The organism is Streptomyces sp. NPDC056361 (genome assembly GCF_042262805.1).
Taxonomy (GTDB): domain Bacteria; phylum Actinomycetota; class Actinomycetes; order Streptomycetales; family Streptomycetaceae; genus Streptomyces.
Genome location: NZ_JBHJQI010000045.1, coordinates 42,565 through 58,375, shown reverse-complemented (window position 1 = coordinate 58,375; position 15,811 = coordinate 42,565). Strand labels below are relative to the sequence as shown.

Here is a 15,811-nt window from a genome sequence, read left to right as displayed (position 1 = left end):
GAGCCACGTTTATCTCCGCGCGGATCCGCACAGGGCGGACATCGTCACTACCATCTGGGACCCATCAGCCCCAAAGGGGCTACTACGCGTAGTTGAAGACCCACTGCTGCTCGGTGGGGTAGTCGCTGGCGCAGCGCCACAGGGTGAGGTAGGTGCCGTTGGCGTGGCTGCCGCCCTTGTTCGTCAGGCAGCGGTAGTCCGGGCCCGAGTAAGCGGTCCAGGTCCAGCCCTGGTCGTAGTCGAACAGCTGCGGGTAGTTGGTGCTGCTGGTGTCGCAGTCCCACAGGGTCAGGACGGCGCCGTCGGTCTTGTAGCCGTTGCCGGACGGGGTCAGGCACCTACCGCTCGCCCTGTTCACGATCTGGTAGCTTCCCCCATCCATTCGGATCTCCCAGTGCTGGAGCGGGGAGCCGGTGCAGTCCCACAGGGTGATGATGGTCCCGTTGGAGGTGCCGTTGCCCTTCGGCGTGGCGCACTTCCCCGAGTACTTGTTCTTCAGCACGTGGTACGTCGCGGCGTCCGCATCAGCGGCGGTCGAGACGTTCATGGTGAACACGACCAGGAGGGCCGCGAAGACGGCCAGTATGGACTTACGCATGATCAGCTTTCTCAAATGAAGCACGTAGTCGCGCTTCCTTCCACGTGGCGCATGAAGCGCCAGCACGACGGCCTGCGGCCGACTCCACTGTCCGCGCCGCGCGGCCATGAGCGCAGATCATGAGGATCGACGCGGCATGGCAGCGTTCGTCGCCCGGGCGGGTGTCCGGCAACAGTGAATCTAGGGCCGGACGGAACGTCAGGGTGTGCGGGGCATGCAGCTTTTCTGTGCAACGGGTGCAGCTCGGCAGAGGCCCGCGTCGCTTCCCGTGGGGGATGTCCGGAGTGCGGGGGCCCGGAGTGCGGGCATCGTCGGGCTTGCCGGCGCGGTGTCCCTGGACGGCGTCCAGGGCCAGGTCCAGCAGGAACTCGGGCCGGCTGGTCTGGGGCCGACCGGGGCCTGGTCGGTCGGATGAAGGCGTATCCGTGCGTTCCTCACTGCTCCTGTCTGACGATCCCGCGGACTTTCACGCCTCACCGATCCCGCCAGGGGCCGCGTCCTCGTTCTCGGCGCCGGTTACGCCGGGGCCTACGTGGCCGGGACCCTGGCGCGGCGGTTGGCGCCGTCGCATGTCGAGTCCACGCAGACGATCGACCAGTCGACCGTTCCGACGGTGTCGGAGTGCTGCTGGACGTGGGCCAGCAGCCGGTCCCAGGTGCCGTCGGCAGACCAGTGCCGAAACCGTTCGTAGACCGTCTTCCACGGCCCGTAACGCCCGGGCAGGTCACGCCACGCGGCACCGGTGGACAGCTTCCACGAGATCCCGTTCACGACCTGGCGCCGGTCCCGCACAGGCCTGCCCATCCGGCCCGGCGCCAGCAACGGAGCGATCAACGCCCACGACTCATCCGTCAGTTCATGTCGACGCACCACGAACGGAGCGACGACCGACCGACTTTACGGACACGGCCTAGGGCGCGTATCGAGTCGTGATCAATTTGCGGGATGTGCCTTCGTGGCACGGTCCGGCCCGATGGACGGTCTTACGTGACGCGAGTGCAACTTGCCGATCCGGATGGGGAGTTCATCGAGCCGTACATGCCGATCGGCGAGTACGGCCCGTACCCCGAGCGGCTGCGGCAGCAGTTCGAGGGCGTGATCTGACGGTCCGAGACGGGTGGGCAGTGACGGGAGGTGTCGCAGGAGTTCGGCGCCTGGTCGACCGTCCACAACCGCTTCCGGCAGTGGCGTGACGACGCCGACCTCCACAAGGAGCGGAACACCGTCGAACGCCTGATCAACGAGCTCACAGCATGGCGAGGCATCGCCACCCGATACGACAAGACCCCCGACAGCTACCTCGCCGGTCTCACCTGCGCGCCTCGATGATCTGCATCAAGGGCCTCACCAGGACCACCCGATGATCACGACTCGATACGCCCCTAAACGACGCGCTGAGGTGCCGGACGCCAAGGGCGGGCAGGAGTCGAGTCAACGGTCGACCAGCCGTGGACGCGGGTCCTCACCCGTGGATTCCGCGTCGGTGCCGTCGGTGCCGACCGGGCCGCGGGGAAGCATCCGGTCCAGCCACTTCGGCAGCCACCAGTTGGTCCGGCCGAGGAGTGTCATGGTCGCCGGTACCAGCACCATGCGTACGACCGTGGCGTCGATGAAGATCGCGGTGGCCAGGCCGAGGCCGAACATTTTGGTGGAGGGGTCGTCGGCGACGGCGAAGGACAGGAAGACCGCCACCATGATGAGGGCGGCCGAGGTGATGATCCGGGCGGTGCGCGAGACGCCCTCGACGATCGCCGTGCGGTTGTCGCCGGTGCGCAGGTACTCCTCGCGTACGCGGGAGAGGAGGAACACCTCGTAGTCCATCGACAGGCCGAACAGGATGGCGAAGAGGAACATCGGGATGAACGACACGATCGGAACCGTCGCTTCCAGCCCGATGAGTGCGCCTCCCCAGCCCCACTGGAAGACCGCGACCATGATGCCGTAGGCCGCGCCGATGCTCAGCAGATTCAGCAGTACCGCCTTGAGCGGTACGAGTACAGAGCGGAAGACCAGCATCAGCAGCAGGAACGACATCGCCAGCACGGTGGCGACCAACAGCGGCAGGCGTTCGCTGGTGCGTCGGCCCACATCGGACAGGCTCGCGGCGGCGCCGCCGACGTGGGCCCTGGCCGGGCCGTGCCCGATCGCCGTGGGCAGCACGTCGGCGCGCAGCCGGGCGATGGTGTCGGCCGTGGCCTTGTCCTGAGGGCTGGTGGTCGGGAACACCACGAGGGTCGCGATGCCGGTGGCCCGATCGATCTGCGTCGGCGCGACGGACGCGATGCCCGGATCCGCCGCGACCGTCGCGACGAGTCGGTCCAGCACTCCCGGATCGCCGGCGGGGTCCGCGGCGATGACGAGGGGACCGTTGGTGCCCGGGCCGAACCCCTCGGCGACGAGGTCGTAGGCACGGCGCTCGGTACGGCTGGGGGGCAGTGAGCCGTCGTCGGGCAGGCCGACGCGCAGGCCGAGCACGGGCAGCGTCGCCGTCAGCAGCAGCACCGCCGCGCCGACCGCGTACGGCACCGGGTGCCGGCTGACGTGCCCGATCCAGCGACGCCACCCGGCGGCGTCGGCGGCGCCTGCCGCCGGGTCCCGCCGCCGTGCGAGTCGGCCCGGCCTCCTGGTCTGCAGAGCCCGGCCGATCCGGCCGGCCCGGGCCAGGCGTGGGCCGGCGGCGCCGAGGAAGGCCGGCAGCAGCGTCACCGACGCGACCACCATGATCAGGACGACGATCGAGACGGCGAGCCCGCCCACCGTCATGAACGGTACGTTCGCGACCGCCAGGCCGAGGATCGACACGACGACGGTGCCGCCGGCGAAGACCACGGGCCTCCCCGCCGTGGCCACCGCTCGCCCCGCCGCCTCGCGGGGATCGAGCCCGCGCGCGAGGTACTCCCGGTGCCTGGCGAGCACGAACAGCGCGTAGTCGATGCCCACTCCGAGCCCGACCATGCTGCCCAGGACCGGTGCGAAGGTGGGGACGTCCGTGACCCCCGCCAGTACCGTCATCGTGGCGACCCCGACGGTCAGTCCGAAGACCGCCATGCCGATCGGCAGCGCGGCGGCGACGAGCGAACCGAACGCCAGGAACAGGATCGCGGCCGCGGCGAGGAGGCCGATCAGCTCGCTCGCGCCGCCGTCGGGGTCGGAGAACGCGTAGAAGAGGTTCCCGCCCATCTCGATGCGCAGGGGCAGTTCGGCGCGCAGCCGGTCGCCGAGATCGACGAGGGCGTCGAGGTCTTCGGCCGACAGCCGGCTCTGGTCGGGGTACTGCACCCGGACGACCGCGATCCGCCCGTCGGCCGAGACGAGGCCGCCGCGCACGGCGGTGTCCCCGCCCGCGTCGAGCGCCCCCGCCGGGTCGCTCGTGCCGAGCACGTGCGGCAGCCGCTTCACCTCGGTCTGCAGCCGCGCGAGAGCGGTGCGCGCGCCGTCGTCGTCGAAGAACGTCGCACCGTCGTCGAGGGGGGTGACGACCACTTGGGCGGTCATCCCCTCCTGGCCGGTGCCTGCCCGCTCGATCAGTTCCGCGGCCCGTTGGGAGTCCAGCCCCGGAGCGGTCATCGAGTCAGCGGTCCGCCCGCCGAAGGCGACGGCGGCGAGGACGGCGAGCGTGGTGGCGATGAGCCATGCCGCGATCACCCGCCAGGGATGGCGGGCGGCGCTTGCGCCCAGGCGCAACAGGGCTTTCGAGAGCATCGGGTCCTCCAACCACCTCGTCGGCCGTCCTTGTACGGCCGCCGATGCCGAGGTTCGTCGCCACGGCGCTCCGCGGCATCGGCCCGCGGGCCGCGGATCCGTCGTCCCCGGGGCCGAGCGACGACCCGTCCTTTCGGCCGATGCGCGGCACGCCGCGGTCTCTAGGCTGGGAACCGTGCTCCGAGACGACCTGCGAACCCTGTGGACCGAACCCCGGCCGCCCGACCCGCCCGCCCGGGTGTGGCGGGACTGGGCGCTGCTCGCCGCGGGCCTTGCCGGTGTGGCGCTGGAGGCCACCCTGCGCGAGAACGTCGTATGGCGGCCGGTGGCGGTGGTGTTCGCCGTATGGCTGTGGCTGCTGCCCCTGTGGCGCCGGACCCGCCCGCTGGCGATGGTGACGCTGGCGTTCGGCTCGGTGATCCTGCTCGCGGCGGCCTCGCTCGTCGCCGCACCGCGCGAGCCCGTCGGCCTGTACACCAGCGGGGTCGTGCTCGTGCTGGTGTACGCGCTGCCCCGGTGGGGTTCGGGACGCGAGATCGTGCTGGGCAGCGCGGTGATCCTCGCGGCCGGCGTGCTGTGTTCCGTCACGGACGAGACCCCGTTCCTCGAAAACGTCGTGGGCCTCGCCTTCCTGCTGCTGCCCGGCGTGGTCGGGGCCGCCGTGCGGTTCCGGGGGACCGCTCGCGACCGGCAGTTGGAGCAGGTGCGCTCCCGCGAGCGCGAGCAGCTCGCCCGGGAACTGCACGACACGGTGGCCCACCACGTGTCGGCCATGGTGATCATCGCCCAGGCGGGCAGGGTGCTCGCGGGCACCGACCCGTCCGCCGCCGTCGAGGCGCTGGAGGGGGTCGAGGAGGAAGGGGCGCGCACGCTGGAGGAAATGCGCGCCATGGTCGCCGCGCTGCGCGACCGCGGGGTCGGCGCCGAGCTCGCGCCCCCTGCCGGAGTCGCGGATCTGGAGCGCCTGGTGCGCACCCCGGGCGGTCGCCTCAGGGTCGACCTCGGGCTCGACGGCGAACTGGACGCGCTGCCCCCGGCCGTGGACGCGGCCGTCTACCGGATCGTGCAGGAGTCGGTGACCAACGCGCTGCGCCATGCGGTCGACGCGACCGAGCTCGTCGTCCGGGTCGCCGCGGAACGGCACACGGTACGGGTGAGCGTGCGCGACAACGGCCGGCGCACCGGCCGGGGTCGCGACGGATACGGACTTACCGGACTGCGCGAGCGCGCGACGCTGCTCGGCGGCACACTACGAGCCGGCCCGGGTACCGACCGGGGCTGGCATGTCGACGCCGAACTGCCGAGAGCGAGGAGCCAGAGCGGTGTCCATTCGCGTCCTCGTCGCTGACGACCAGACGATCATCCGCACCGGGTTGCGGATCATGCTGAACGCCCAGCCCGGCATCGAGGTGGTCGGCGAGGCCGCCGACGGACACGAAGCGGTACGTCTGGCCCGCGAACTACGCCCCGACGTCTGCCTGTTCGACATCCGTATGCCCGTACTCGACGGGCTCGAGGCCACCCGGCTGATCGCCGGCCCGGGCGTCGCCGACCCACTGGCCGTGGTCGTCATCACCACGTTCGACCTCGACGAGTACGTCTACGGCTCACTGCGTGCCGGCGCCCGCGGATTCCTCCTCAAGGACACGGGACCGGACCTTCTGGCCCAGGCCGTACGGTCGGCGTCCGACGGTGAGGCGCTCATCGCGCCCAGCGTCACCGTCCGTCTGCTCCAGGCGTTCGCGGACCTGCCCGCCGGCCGGCCCGCGGCCCAGCCGGTCTCCCCCGTCACCGCCCGCGAGGAGCAGGTGCTCCTCGCCGTCGCCCGCGGGCTGACCAACACCGAGATCGCCGACGCGCTGCACATCAGCCTCAGCACGGTGAAGACGCATCTGGCCAGCCTGATGGCCAAACTCGGCGCCCGCAACCGGGTCGAGATCGCGATGTGGGCCTACGAAACGCGCCGTATCCTCCCCGGAACCTGAGCCGGTGCCGGGCCGTGTCCCATGAGTCCCCGCCCGGACATCAGCGCACCGATCGGCTCACGTCGGCTCCACGTGCCTCACCCGCCCCAGAGCGTGACGTACCAGGAGGCCGGAACCGGGACGGTGAGACACCCGATGCGACAAGACTCCCGACAGCCACCTCGCTGGTCTCCACCTGCACGCCTCGATGATCTGGATCAAAGACCTCACCAGGACCACCCGATGATCACGACTCGATACGCGCTCTGGGCGCCTCCGGGTCCCCGATCCTGTGGCCCCCGCCTGGAGTGGGAGGCGCCCGCGGGTCCCGACCCGACAGCCCCGGCCCGACCCGACCTGGCCCGGCCCCGGCCCGGCATGTCACATCCGGGCCGGCTGTCTCGTCCTACTGGCGAGACGCCATCGTCCCGGCAGCCGGGCGAGGGCGAACGGACAGGCCTCCAGGGCACGGACCAGAGGAGAGACCCCATGTCGGCAACCGTGGCAGAACGCAACATCGCGACCCTCCACCGGTTCCACACCGCCGTGAACAGCGGCGACCCGGACACCATCGCGAAGGCCTTCGACGAGCACCTCGCACCCGACCTGGTCTTCCACGCCCCCGTGGCCGTCGGAGCGACCGGGGCCGAAGGACTCAAGCGCGTGTGGGAGGTCCTCCTCACGGCGTTCCCCGATCTCCGCGTCGCCGTCGAGGAGACGATCGCCGAGGGCGACAAGGTCGTCTCCAGGAACACGGTCACGGGAACACACCGCGGCGACTACCAGGGCCTGGCGCCCACCGGGAGGACCGTCAGCTACGGCGAGATCTTCATCCTCCGCTTCGTCGACGGCCGCATCGCCGAGATCCGGGGCGTCGTCGACGTCCTCTCCCAGCTCCGCCAGCTCGGCGCCGTCCCGTCCTGACAGCGGCCCCCCCCGAGAGCCGGGCCGCCCCGGCCGGCCCTCACCTGTGCGGCCGGCCGTAGGAGCGGGCGAACTGTTCGAGACAGCTCGGCTCGTCGGCGCACTTCGCCTCGTCGAACTCGGGGGCGTCCTTGATCCGGTCCTTCGTGCGGCCGACGTACACCTTCTCCTCGGCCGCCTCGACCCGGTAGCCGATGAGGTCGGTCCCCAGCTCGTATCCGGTCCTCGGATCATGGCTCCGGATGCCGGACCCGCTCATGACGACATCTCTTCTCCGCCTCCATCGTCTCGTGGGCCGGCGCCCGCACGTCGTCGCCGGCGGTGACCCGAACGGGTGGGGAGCACGACCGTGCGGCCGCGCGGCCCGTGGTGCCGCCGCCCGAAAGGGCAGGGTGGGAGCGTGAGAGTCCGCCTGTCCCTCGGAACTGCCGGCCGTGGCGGCCGTGGCCGTCCTCTCCGTCTACCTGCGCCAGCGCGGCTCTCCGGAGTCCAAGCCGGTCGGAGCTCCGCACGACGTCACCGGCGTCGAAGGCCGAGGTGTCTCTCCCGTGGCCGAAGTCGCCTCCCGTGACGGGTGATCAAAGGTGCCGGCCCTGGGTACGGATGGGTAGCCGTTCCCCGTCAACCCCGCCGATCGCAGCAGAGGACGTTCTCATGGACCTGTCTCCCCACCGTGACTCGGCGGACGTGATCGTCGTCGGCGCGGGACCCGCCGGCTGCGCCGCCGCGTACCACCTGGCGCAGGCGGGACGCGACGTCCTGCTGATCGAGAAGGCGACGTTCCCGCGGGACAAGATCTGCGGGGACGGGTTGACCCCGCGGGCGGTGAAGGAACTGGTCGGCATGGGGGTGGACGTCGACGGGGACGGGTGGGTGAGGACGCGGGGGCTGCGGGCCCACGGGTCCGGCACGACGGTGGAGATGCCGTGGCCCAGTGTGGCGTCGTTCCCGGACTTCGGGCTGGTGCGCAGCCGGATGGACCTGGACGAGCTGCTGGCCCGCAAGGCGGTGGCGGCCGGTGCCCGGTTGCTGGAGGGGACCAAGGTGACGGGGCCGGTCATCGATCCGAGGACCGGGCACGTCAGCGGTGTGACCGCGCAGGGGGAGGGAGGTCCCCGGACCTTCCGGGCGCCGCTGGTGGTGGCCGCGGACGGGGCGTCGAGCCGGCTGGCCGTGGCGCTGGGGCTGCACCAGCGGGTGGACCGGCCGATGGGGGTGGCGGTGCGCCGGTACTACACGGTGCCGCACCGGGACCAGGACCACCTGGAGGCCTGGCTCGACCTGGAGACGCGGGACGGCCGGGGCCGGACGTACATGCCGTTCGGCTACGGATGGGTCTTCCCGGTGGGGGACGGCACGTTCAACGTCGGGCTGGGGACGTTCCACGTCGGGCGCAAGCCCGAGGTCGACCACCGGCAGATGTTCCGGGAGTGGACCGCGCGGCTGTCCCCGGACCGGGGGTTCGACGACGAACACGCCACCGGTCCGCTGCGCGGGGCACCCCTGCCCGCGGGCCTCAACCGGCGGCCCCAGTACACCCGGGGGCTGCTGCTGACCGGAGACGCCGGGGGAATGATCAACCCGCTGAGCGGCGAGGGCATCGACTACGCCCTGGAGTCCGGCCGCCTCGCGGCCGGCACCGTCGCCCGCGCGCTCGGACGGCCCACCCCGCACGCGCGCGAGGAGGCGCTGCTCCGCTACCCCGAGGAGGTCCGCGCCGCCTACGGCCGCTACTTCACCGTGGGCCGCCTGGTCGTCCAGGCGCTCAACCAGCCCCGAGTCATGAAGCTCGTCGCCACCAGGAGCCTCCGGAAGCCCGTGATGCAGCGCTTCATGTTCAAACTCTGGGCGAACCTCACGGACCCGCACAGCAAGGACGCCCTGGACCGCGTCCTCACCGCCATCCAGCGGGCGGTCCCGGCCGCCTGATTCTGTTGTCAAGTCGGCGGAGTACGACTCATCGGCCCAGGTGAGTACGGGGGCACGTGCACGTGCTCACCTGGCGGCCTCGTCTTCGGTCATGTCGTACTCGTCGACACCGAGCTCCGCGCCAGTGGCGCTGAGGAAGTCCAGGACCTTGCGGTCCAGGTGCCAACCGAAGAGGTTGGGGGCGTCAGCAGCGCCCGGCTGGGCTTGGCCGGTGTCGTTGAAGTAGCGCACGACGTGAAGCACTGCTCCGCCGCCAGTGCCGGCCAGATGCCTGGTGAGGTCGGAGATGCGGTCCGTGTGGGGCTGGAGCCTGTCGAGAATGCGGGTGATCTGCTGGAGAGAACCTCCTGGCCGTGGCCGACGAGCAGGGCCGGCAGCAGCGCGGGTTCCCCGCCGGTCATGTCGATGGCCCGGGTGACCTCGCGGCCCTCGCCCAGGTCCAGGACGTCGCCGATCGGCTTCAACAGCTCGGGCTCGTCGTTGGCCACCCGCCGCGACAGCAGCGTCTTTCCTTCCACACCCAGCACCCCTGGGCGACCCAACCCTACGAATGGCTCGATCAACCCGACCAAGAAGAAGGTAGAGCCGCCTGACCCTCCATCCGGGGCGTGGCTGCCGCGTGGCCGCTGTCTGTCCGTCAGTCCGCCCGCTGCTCGTCCGTAGCCCGTCCGAGAGCGTCCGTCAGCCCGCCCGTCCGCCGCGCGCCCGCCGCCCGTCCGCGCCGCCCCGTCCGCCGCGCGTCCACCGGCTGTTCGTCGCCCCGGTGGCGCCGGGGCGGGCGTTGTCAGTGCCCCTGGATAGTCTCCCCGCATACCGCAGCTCAGGGGCTTCGACCCCGTGGTTCGAGCTGCGCGGAAACCGATGGGACAGGCGGAGGGGCGCGGCTGATGGCGTGGCTGACAGCGGGTGAGGGGTACGAGATCACCCTTGAGGACGGGCGCGTGGTGGCACGGCGCGCCGGGGGACGGCAGCTGAAGACGCTGCCGAAGGCACTGCGCGACGAGCCCGAGGTCGACCGGCTGCGTCGGCTCGCCGAGTGGCTCGACCGGCACGCGGCCGCGTGCGTGGCGCAGGTCGACACCTGGATGGTGTCGTCGCTCCCGGTGCCGACCGAGCTGATCGCCCGGGTGTGGCCGGACGAGGCGTGGCAGTCCGCGCTGCGCGACATGGCCGTGGTCGGCGACGACCCGGACGAGGTCGGCTTCCTGCGGGACGTCACCGCCGACGGCGAGTTGAAGGTGGTCGACCTCGACGGCGAGACCGTACGGCTCTCGCCGCGCACCGTCACCCTCCCGCACCCCATGCTGCTGCCCGACTTGGACGACGTACGGGACTTCGCGGCCGAACTCGGGATCACCCAGCGGGTGGAGCAGATCCACCGCGCCACCTGGGCCCGGCCGGGCACCGGACATCCGGAGACCGCGACGGAGGTACGGGACTACGCGGGCGGCAAGTTCGCCTCGCGCTTCGGCCTCGCGGCCCGCGCCACGAGCCTCGGCTACCGGGTGTCCGGCGGCTACGCCACCTGCAAGGTCCGCGACGGCGGCCGGGGCACCGAGGCGTCGGTGTGGATCGGGGAGCCGTACTGGGACGGGGAGTCGGAGACCGGCGCGCTGACCTGGCACGACGAGGAAGGCCGCGCGGTGCGGCTGAACGAGGTCGGACCGGTCGCCTGGTCCGAGGGGATGCGCATGGCCGCGGCGCTGTACGCCGGCCGCAGGATCGAAGAGGGTGGGGACGCGTGACCAGCACGACCGCTTCCGACAACACGGAGCTGCTCAAGGCCGGAGCGGTGCTCCCGGCCGGCGCCGAAGGCGCGGGAGCCTCGGCCGTCGACATGACCGCACGGGCCTACCGCCACCCGGTGCTCGGCGACGAGCGGGTCGTCGTCCGGCTGACCGCGGCCGAGCTGGGCCCCGCCGAGGACCTCGCCGCAGGCTTCCTCGGACTCGCGCCCCACGGCGAACCGGCCCTGGTGGGCCTCGGCCGGCGCACGGAACTCGGCTTCCCCGAGTGGGTGCTCGTGCACCACCCGGAGGACGGCCACCACGCCCTGGCGGTCGTGCCCGAGCTGGACCGGCTGGCCCGGCAGGCCAGGACCAAGCCCAAGGCCGCCCTCGACGCCTGCCACGAACTGGCCGGGCGGCTCGCCTCGGCCGTGCCGCACTTCCTGCCCGTCTTCTACGAGCAGTCCGCACGGGTCTTCCTCGGTGTCGAGAACCCGACGTACGCCGGCCAGCTCTTCGGCCGCGCCCGCACCAGCGAGGCCCAGCACGGCCTCACCGTCGACGAGGACCGGCTCGACGCCGTCTTCCTCGAATTCGCCCTGGCCGGGGCGCTGCCGGTGAAGGTCCTCGCCGGCTACGGCAAGGAACTGGCGACCCGCCTCGCCCCCGCCGAGGCGTACGAGCGCTTCCGCCGCCTGTGCGTGCGCCGGACCGCCGGCGGCCTCGCACCGTCCGCCCAGGCCGCCGCGGAGCTGCGGCGCCTCGCCCGCGCCGCGGGCCTCTCCGCCGGCGAGGCGGAGCAGGACTACCTCGCCGAACTCCTGCCGCTGCCCGCCACGCTGCGGGCCGCGAGCGGCTGGTGGAAGGCCCACCGCACCGCGCTGATCGCCCTGGCGCGCCGCGTCCCCGAGGTGCGGGGCACCCTGCTGTCGATGACGCCGCCCGGTGGCGAGGCCGAACTGAGCGACCTGTGGCTGGAGATCCTCGCCGAGTCGGGGGCGGACGCGGGACTCACCGACGCGGACGTGCCGGCGTCGGAGCGCTGCGCCGACGGCGCGGCCGGCTGGCTGGAGCGCTTCCACACCGCCCGGCACCGCGGCTGGGGCAACCGCCCGACGCCGCCCGCCCTCCTCGACCTCGTGGAGCGGGCCGCGGGGCGGCTGCGCGCCGACCTGGCGGCCCGGCCCGACGGCGAGGGATCCCTGCGGATCGGCGTCGAGGACGTGAACCTCCTCGACCTGCTGCTCACCCTGGACCTCCCGGTGGCCGACCCCCGCGAGGACGGCCCCAACCGGCGCGGCGACGCCCTGAACCTGTCGGACTGGGCGCGCGGGGAGCAGCCGCGGGACCTGGCCGCGGTCGCCGCCGACCCGCGCTTCCGCCCCGCCTTCCGGCGCGCCGCGTACACGTACAACAGCGCGTCGACCGGCACGGACGTGATGTGCCGGCTCGCCGCGTCGACCGGCGGCCGCCCGATGCTCACCGAGTGGATGCGCGAGGTCGCCCGTGAGTCGGTGGCCGCCGGGCTGCCCGGCCTCCCGCAGGCCATCGCACGCCTGTCGTGGCTGCCGGCCGAGGCCCTGGCGCTCGCGCCCGACGAGGTCGCGGCCGCGGCCGGGGTCGACCTCGGCGTGACGCTGGCGCGCACCCTGCGCGGCGGGCTCTGGGAGGAGCTCTGCTGGCCGGCGTGGGAGGAGGCGCTCGCGGAGCTTTCGCCGACCCAGGACAAGCGCGACGGCCTCACCGTCGTCGAGGCCTGGCCCCACCTGATCGTGGCGAGCACGGCACAGGTGCGGGTCATCGACGCCGACTCCACCGTGCTCACGCACGACCTGCGCGTGCCCACCGGCCACTCGTACCGGTACGGCTTCCACTACGTGGACGGCGCCCTGCTCGTCTTCTGGAGCACCTACGGCCGCGACCGCGAGATCCAGGGCTACTGGCACACCGCCCCCGACACGGTGTTCACCCTGGAGGGCGACGCCGACCACTGGAACCTCCGCTCGCAGAACCTCAGCCTGCCGCTGGCCGGCGGCGGCCGCACCACCGGCGGCGGCGTCCTGCACCACGGCGACACCAAGCTGCCCCGGGAACGCCCGCTGCTCTCCGACGGCACCTCGTACTGGGTGTGGGCGGAGGCCCGCGAAGGGCACGACGCCGCCGGCTGGGCCGAGTACGACCCCGCCGAAGGCGCCCTCGGCCGGCGCTCCCGGCCCGGCTTCCTCGCCGACGCGCTCCGCGCCCACGCCACCGGCACCGAACCCGGCGAGCGTTCCTCGTGGCTCCGGCCCGCCCCCGCGGTCCCGGGCTCCGCCCTGGGCACCCCCGCGGACGGCCTGCTCGGCTGGCGCGTCGTCCGCCTCCCCGGCAACGGCTGGCACGCCGAGGACACCGCCGGACGCTCCGTCACCCTTCCCGAGGGATCCGACATGCCGCTCGCCGCCGTGTCGTTCCCCGGCGACGACCGGCCCAGGGCCCTCACCCAGCAGTGGCGCAAGCTGTCCCTCACCGACCCGGACGGCGTCGTCACCTCGACCACCGACGGCGACCGGAACGAGCTGTACGGCACCGCGAGCGTCACCCTGCCCCCGCTGTCCCACCTGTACGCGCTCCGCGCCCGGGACGCGGAAGGCTCGGCGGCGCTCCGCACCGCCGACGCGGAGACCGCGGGCACCCTCCTGAAGGCGGCCGCCGCCGCTGAGCGCGCCGCGGACCTTCCGGCACTGGTCACCGCCGCGCTGCCGGAGGTCACCGCGCCCGAGCTGGTCGCCGGCGTGGTGCGGGTGCTCCGCTTCGCGCTGCGGCAGCGGAAGGCGCTGGACGCCGTCGCCGCACGGCTCGACCCGGGCGCCGAGCCCGTGCGGGCCCGCGTCCAGGGACCGACCGACCGCCTGCTCGGCGAGGCGCTGAACGGCGTCGCCGGTACCGGCTACTACCGGTCGGGCACCGACGAGGACGTGGCCCACCGCTTCCTGACCGACCTCGCCGCGGTACGCGCCGACACCGCCGCCACGGCCAAGCCGGGCGGGCTGCACTTCGACCTGCCGTCGCTGCCGTACTCCTCGCTGCCCTTCACCACCCTCCTCGACGAACCGGCCGCGCTCGCCTACCGGGCCGTCGCACCCGGCAGCGGCGACCGGCACCGGGCCGCACTGCTCGGCCTGCTCGGCCGGGTCGACGGCCTGGGGCTCGCCTCGGCGGCGGGCTCGGCCGGCCACTGGCGCCGGGTCCTGGTCCACCTCGGGACCGCGCACCTGCACACCCCCGACGGCATGCAGCGCAACTTCTCGCACCGCTGCGTGCTCCCGCTCGGCGGCGGAGCGGCGCTCGGCATCACCGAGCACCACGCGGACGTCGACGGCGGACGGGAGTTCGGGGCGCTCCTCCACGACCCCAGCGGCCGGTTCGACGTGCCCGGCCCCTACACCGTGCGCGGCGACGCACCGGTCGGCGACCGCACGCGCGGCGCCGACTGGCTGACCGCGTTCCTGCGCGAGGCGGCCACCCGCGGGGAGGCACCCTTCCACGCGGAGGCGGCCGAGGAGTTCGGCCGGCTCACGGGCGCCTCCGGCGCACTGGCCCGGCTCGTCCTCGTCGGCATGCCCGGTATCGACAGCTGGGAGAACAACTTCCTGCCGGCGGACCTCCGCAAGACCCTCGGCCTGAAGGTCGCCGAGGCGGCGCAGGCCCGCGACGTCCTGCGCGCCCTCCCCATCGAGGTGCGGCGGTCCGTCGTGGCCGCGCTCCTGCCCGCCGACCCGGCACGCCTCTGGACCGAAGGACCCGACGTGGCGGCCGCGGCGGCCGAGTGGAACACCCGGGTGGGACGGCGCACGCAGGTGCCCGACTGGCTCGCCGCGGAGGCCGCGCGGGCCGCCCGCAGCGGGTGGCCCGTGCACACGGCGCTCCCGGCCCTCCTCGACCCGGCCTCGGCACCGGAACTCAGCACCGACGTGCCCTGGCACATCGAGCGCGACCGACCCGCGACCGTCGCCCCCGCCGAGGAACCGTTCACGGCGTCCGTGCTCACGGGCGCGATGAGCCTGACGGCCTGGCTCGCCCACCGGCTGCCCGCCGGCGACCCCCTGCGAGCCCGGCTTCCCGGGGCCCTCGACGCCGTGCGGCAGCGCCTCGCCTCGCCCGGACTCCTGCTCTCGATCGGCCACTTCACCTCCCTCCCGGACTTCCGCAAGGTGGCCGGCACGCCGACCGAGACCGCACCGGACCACGAGCGGTACGGCGCGGTGCTCATGGCCACGCACGACGACCAGCCCCAGCCGGCGCTGCGGACCGCCCTGCTCGACTCCACCGGCTCCGACCCCTACCTGGCGGCCCTGCGCGGCCCGGACCAGGTGCCCGGCGCCGTCGAGTCGGCGCTGCTGCGCGCGCACGCCCCGGCGTTCGCACGGCTCCTCGCCGACCCGGGCGCGCCCGCCGCCGGCGGGACCGACCCGGACGGCACCTGGTGGCCGCAGGACCCCTCGCGCTCGGTGCCCGCGCTCGTGGACGAGGTCGCCCTGGCCCACGGCCTGGGAGCCGACGCGGCGACGCTCTACCTGATGCTCCTCGCCCTGCCCGACCCCACCGACCGCAACACCGCCCGCTGGACCGGCTGGAAGCCGGCCCGCCTCAAGGCGGCCCGCGCCGAACTCGCCGCCGGCGAGCTCGTGGTCTCCGCCGTACGCACCCGGGCCGGACGCTCCCTCTTCCTGCCCGGCGCCTGGGCCGAGCAGTCGGCACCCGTACCGCCGGTCGAGCAGTGGAAGCTGCCGATGTACGGCCCCGTGGCGGGCACCCGGCCGGTCCTCGGCGCCCTGGTGCCGACCGAACCGGTCGCGGAGCTCTTCGCCCGGGCATGGCGGCGCATCCTCGACGGCGACGTCCCGCGCTTCGAGGAGCTGAAGGTGCGGCGCACCCGGCGCCGCCGCTGAGAGGCGGCGGCAGCAGCGGAGTCCGCTGCGCGCCGC

9 protein-coding genes and 5 pseudogenes are annotated in these 15,811 nt (G+C 73.2%); 8 read left to right on the top strand and 6 right to left on the bottom strand.

Annotated elements, in window-relative coordinates:
* Window positions 1-82 precede the first annotated feature (82 nt).
* Together ACFCY7_RS17135 and ACFCY7_RS17130 are read right to left on the bottom strand one after the other, a co-directional pair.
* Complete coding sequence (locus ACFCY7_RS17135) at window positions 83-598, bottom strand: RICIN domain-containing protein (RefSeq protein ID WP_376485686.1); 516 nt, start codon at window positions 596-598, stop codon at window positions 83-85.
* A 546-nt stretch (window positions 599-1,144) separates the two neighbouring features.
* A pseudogene (locus ACFCY7_RS17130) lies at window positions 1,145-1,471 on the bottom strand (IS5 family transposase); the annotation flags it as partial.
* Between the two features lie 306 nt (window positions 1,472-1,777).
* On the opposite strand from ACFCY7_RS17130, the pseudogene ACFCY7_RS17125 reads away from it, so the two are divergent.
* Window positions 1,778-1,962 (top strand): annotated as a pseudogene (locus ACFCY7_RS17125) (hypothetical protein); the annotation flags it as partial.
* 67 nt (window positions 1,963-2,029) lie between these two features.
* Here ACFCY7_RS17125 and ACFCY7_RS17120 read toward each other — a convergent pair.
* Window positions 2,030-4,300 carry an MMPL family transporter gene (locus ACFCY7_RS17120; protein ID WP_376485683.1) on the bottom strand — a complete coding sequence of 757 codons (2,271 nt, stop codon included), beginning with the start codon at window positions 4,298-4,300 and terminating at the stop codon, window positions 2,030-2,032.
* Window positions 4,301-4,475: 175 nt separating this feature from the next.
* On the opposite strand from ACFCY7_RS17120, the gene ACFCY7_RS17115 reads away from it, so the two are divergent.
* From ACFCY7_RS17115 to ACFCY7_RS17105, 3 genes are all read left to right on the top strand, one after another.
* Window positions 4,476-5,648, top strand: coding sequence for a sensor histidine kinase (locus ACFCY7_RS17115; protein ID WP_376485681.1), 1,173 nt, complete (start codon window positions 4,476-4,478; stop codon window positions 5,646-5,648).
* The gene (locus ACFCY7_RS17110) at window positions 5,623-6,285 is read left to right on the top strand and encodes a response regulator (protein WP_376485678.1); all 663 of its coding nucleotides are present in this window, start codon (window positions 5,623-5,625) and stop codon (window positions 6,283-6,285) included. The genes ACFCY7_RS17115 and ACFCY7_RS17110 overlap by 26 nt, the downstream gene beginning before the upstream one ends.
* 468 nt (window positions 6,286-6,753) lie before the next feature.
* On the top strand, window positions 6,754-7,188 hold the full coding sequence (locus ACFCY7_RS17105) for an ester cyclase (RefSeq protein WP_376485676.1): 435 nt from the start codon (window positions 6,754-6,756) through the stop codon (window positions 7,186-7,188).
* Window positions 7,189-7,228: 40 nt separating this feature from the next.
* On the opposite strand, the gene ACFCY7_RS17100 is transcribed toward ACFCY7_RS17105, so the two are convergent.
* Window positions 7,229-7,447: a hypothetical protein gene (locus ACFCY7_RS17100; protein WP_376485673.1), complete on the bottom strand. Its 219-nt coding sequence runs from the start codon at window positions 7,445-7,447 to the stop codon at window positions 7,229-7,231.
* A gap of 160 nt (window positions 7,448-7,607) precedes the next feature.
* Between ACFCY7_RS17100 and ACFCY7_RS17095 the strand changes: the two are divergent.
* Window positions 7,608-7,766 (top strand): annotated as a pseudogene (locus ACFCY7_RS17095) (DUF6766 family protein); the annotation flags it as partial.
* Between the two features lie 76 nt (window positions 7,767-7,842).
* Entirely contained in the window at window positions 7,843-9,117 is a 1,275-nt protein-coding gene (locus tag ACFCY7_RS17090) for a geranylgeranyl reductase family protein (protein ID WP_376485670.1), read from the top strand.
* 66 nt (window positions 9,118-9,183) lie between these two features.
* Here the strand turns inward: ACFCY7_RS17090 and ACFCY7_RS17085 are convergent.
* Both ACFCY7_RS17085 and ACFCY7_RS17080 read right to left on the bottom strand, forming a co-directional pair.
* Window positions 9,184-9,453, bottom strand: a pseudogene (locus ACFCY7_RS17085) (DUF4279 domain-containing protein); the annotation flags it as partial.
* Window positions 9,454-9,455: 2 nt separating this feature from the next.
* A pseudogene (locus tag ACFCY7_RS17080) lies at window positions 9,456-9,689 on the bottom strand (hypothetical protein); the annotation flags it as partial.
* Window positions 9,690-10,004: 315 nt separating this feature from the next.
* Here ACFCY7_RS17080 and ACFCY7_RS17075 point away from each other — a divergent pair.
* Both ACFCY7_RS17075 and ACFCY7_RS17070 read left to right on the top strand, forming a co-directional pair.
* The gene (locus ACFCY7_RS17075) at window positions 10,005-10,862 is read left to right on the top strand and encodes a DUF4132 domain-containing protein (RefSeq protein ID WP_376485669.1); all 858 of its coding nucleotides are present in this window, start codon (window positions 10,005-10,007) and stop codon (window positions 10,860-10,862) included.
* Window positions 10,859-15,775 carry a DNA-binding protein gene (locus ACFCY7_RS17070; RefSeq protein WP_376485666.1) on the top strand — a complete coding sequence of 1,639 codons (4,917 nt, stop codon included), beginning with the start codon at window positions 10,859-10,861 and terminating at the stop codon, window positions 15,773-15,775. The genes ACFCY7_RS17075 and ACFCY7_RS17070 overlap by 4 nt, the downstream gene beginning before the upstream one ends.
* The last annotated feature ends 36 nt before the right edge of the window (window positions 15,776-15,811 follow it).

Coding starts and splice junctions, on each gene's coding strand:
- ACFCY7_RS17105 (WP_376485676.1), top strand. CDS start 6,754: ATGTCGGCAACCGTGGCAGAACGCAACATCGCGACCCTCCACCGGTTC.
- ACFCY7_RS17100 (WP_376485673.1), bottom strand. CDS start 7,447: ATGAGCGGGTCCGGCATCCGGAGCCATGATCCGAGGACCGGATACGAG.
- ACFCY7_RS17120 (WP_376485683.1), bottom strand. CDS start 4,300: ATGCTCTCGAAAGCCCTGTTGCGCCTGGGCGCAAGCGCCGCCCGCCAT.
- ACFCY7_RS17135 (WP_376485686.1), bottom strand. CDS start 598: ATGCGTAAGTCCATACTGGCCGTCTTCGCGGCCCTCCTGGTCGTGTTC.
- ACFCY7_RS17090 (WP_376485670.1), top strand. CDS start 7,843: ATGGACCTGTCTCCCCACCGTGACTCGGCGGACGTGATCGTCGTCGGC.
- ACFCY7_RS17075 (WP_376485669.1), top strand. CDS start 10,005: ATGGCGTGGCTGACAGCGGGTGAGGGGTACGAGATCACCCTTGAGGAC.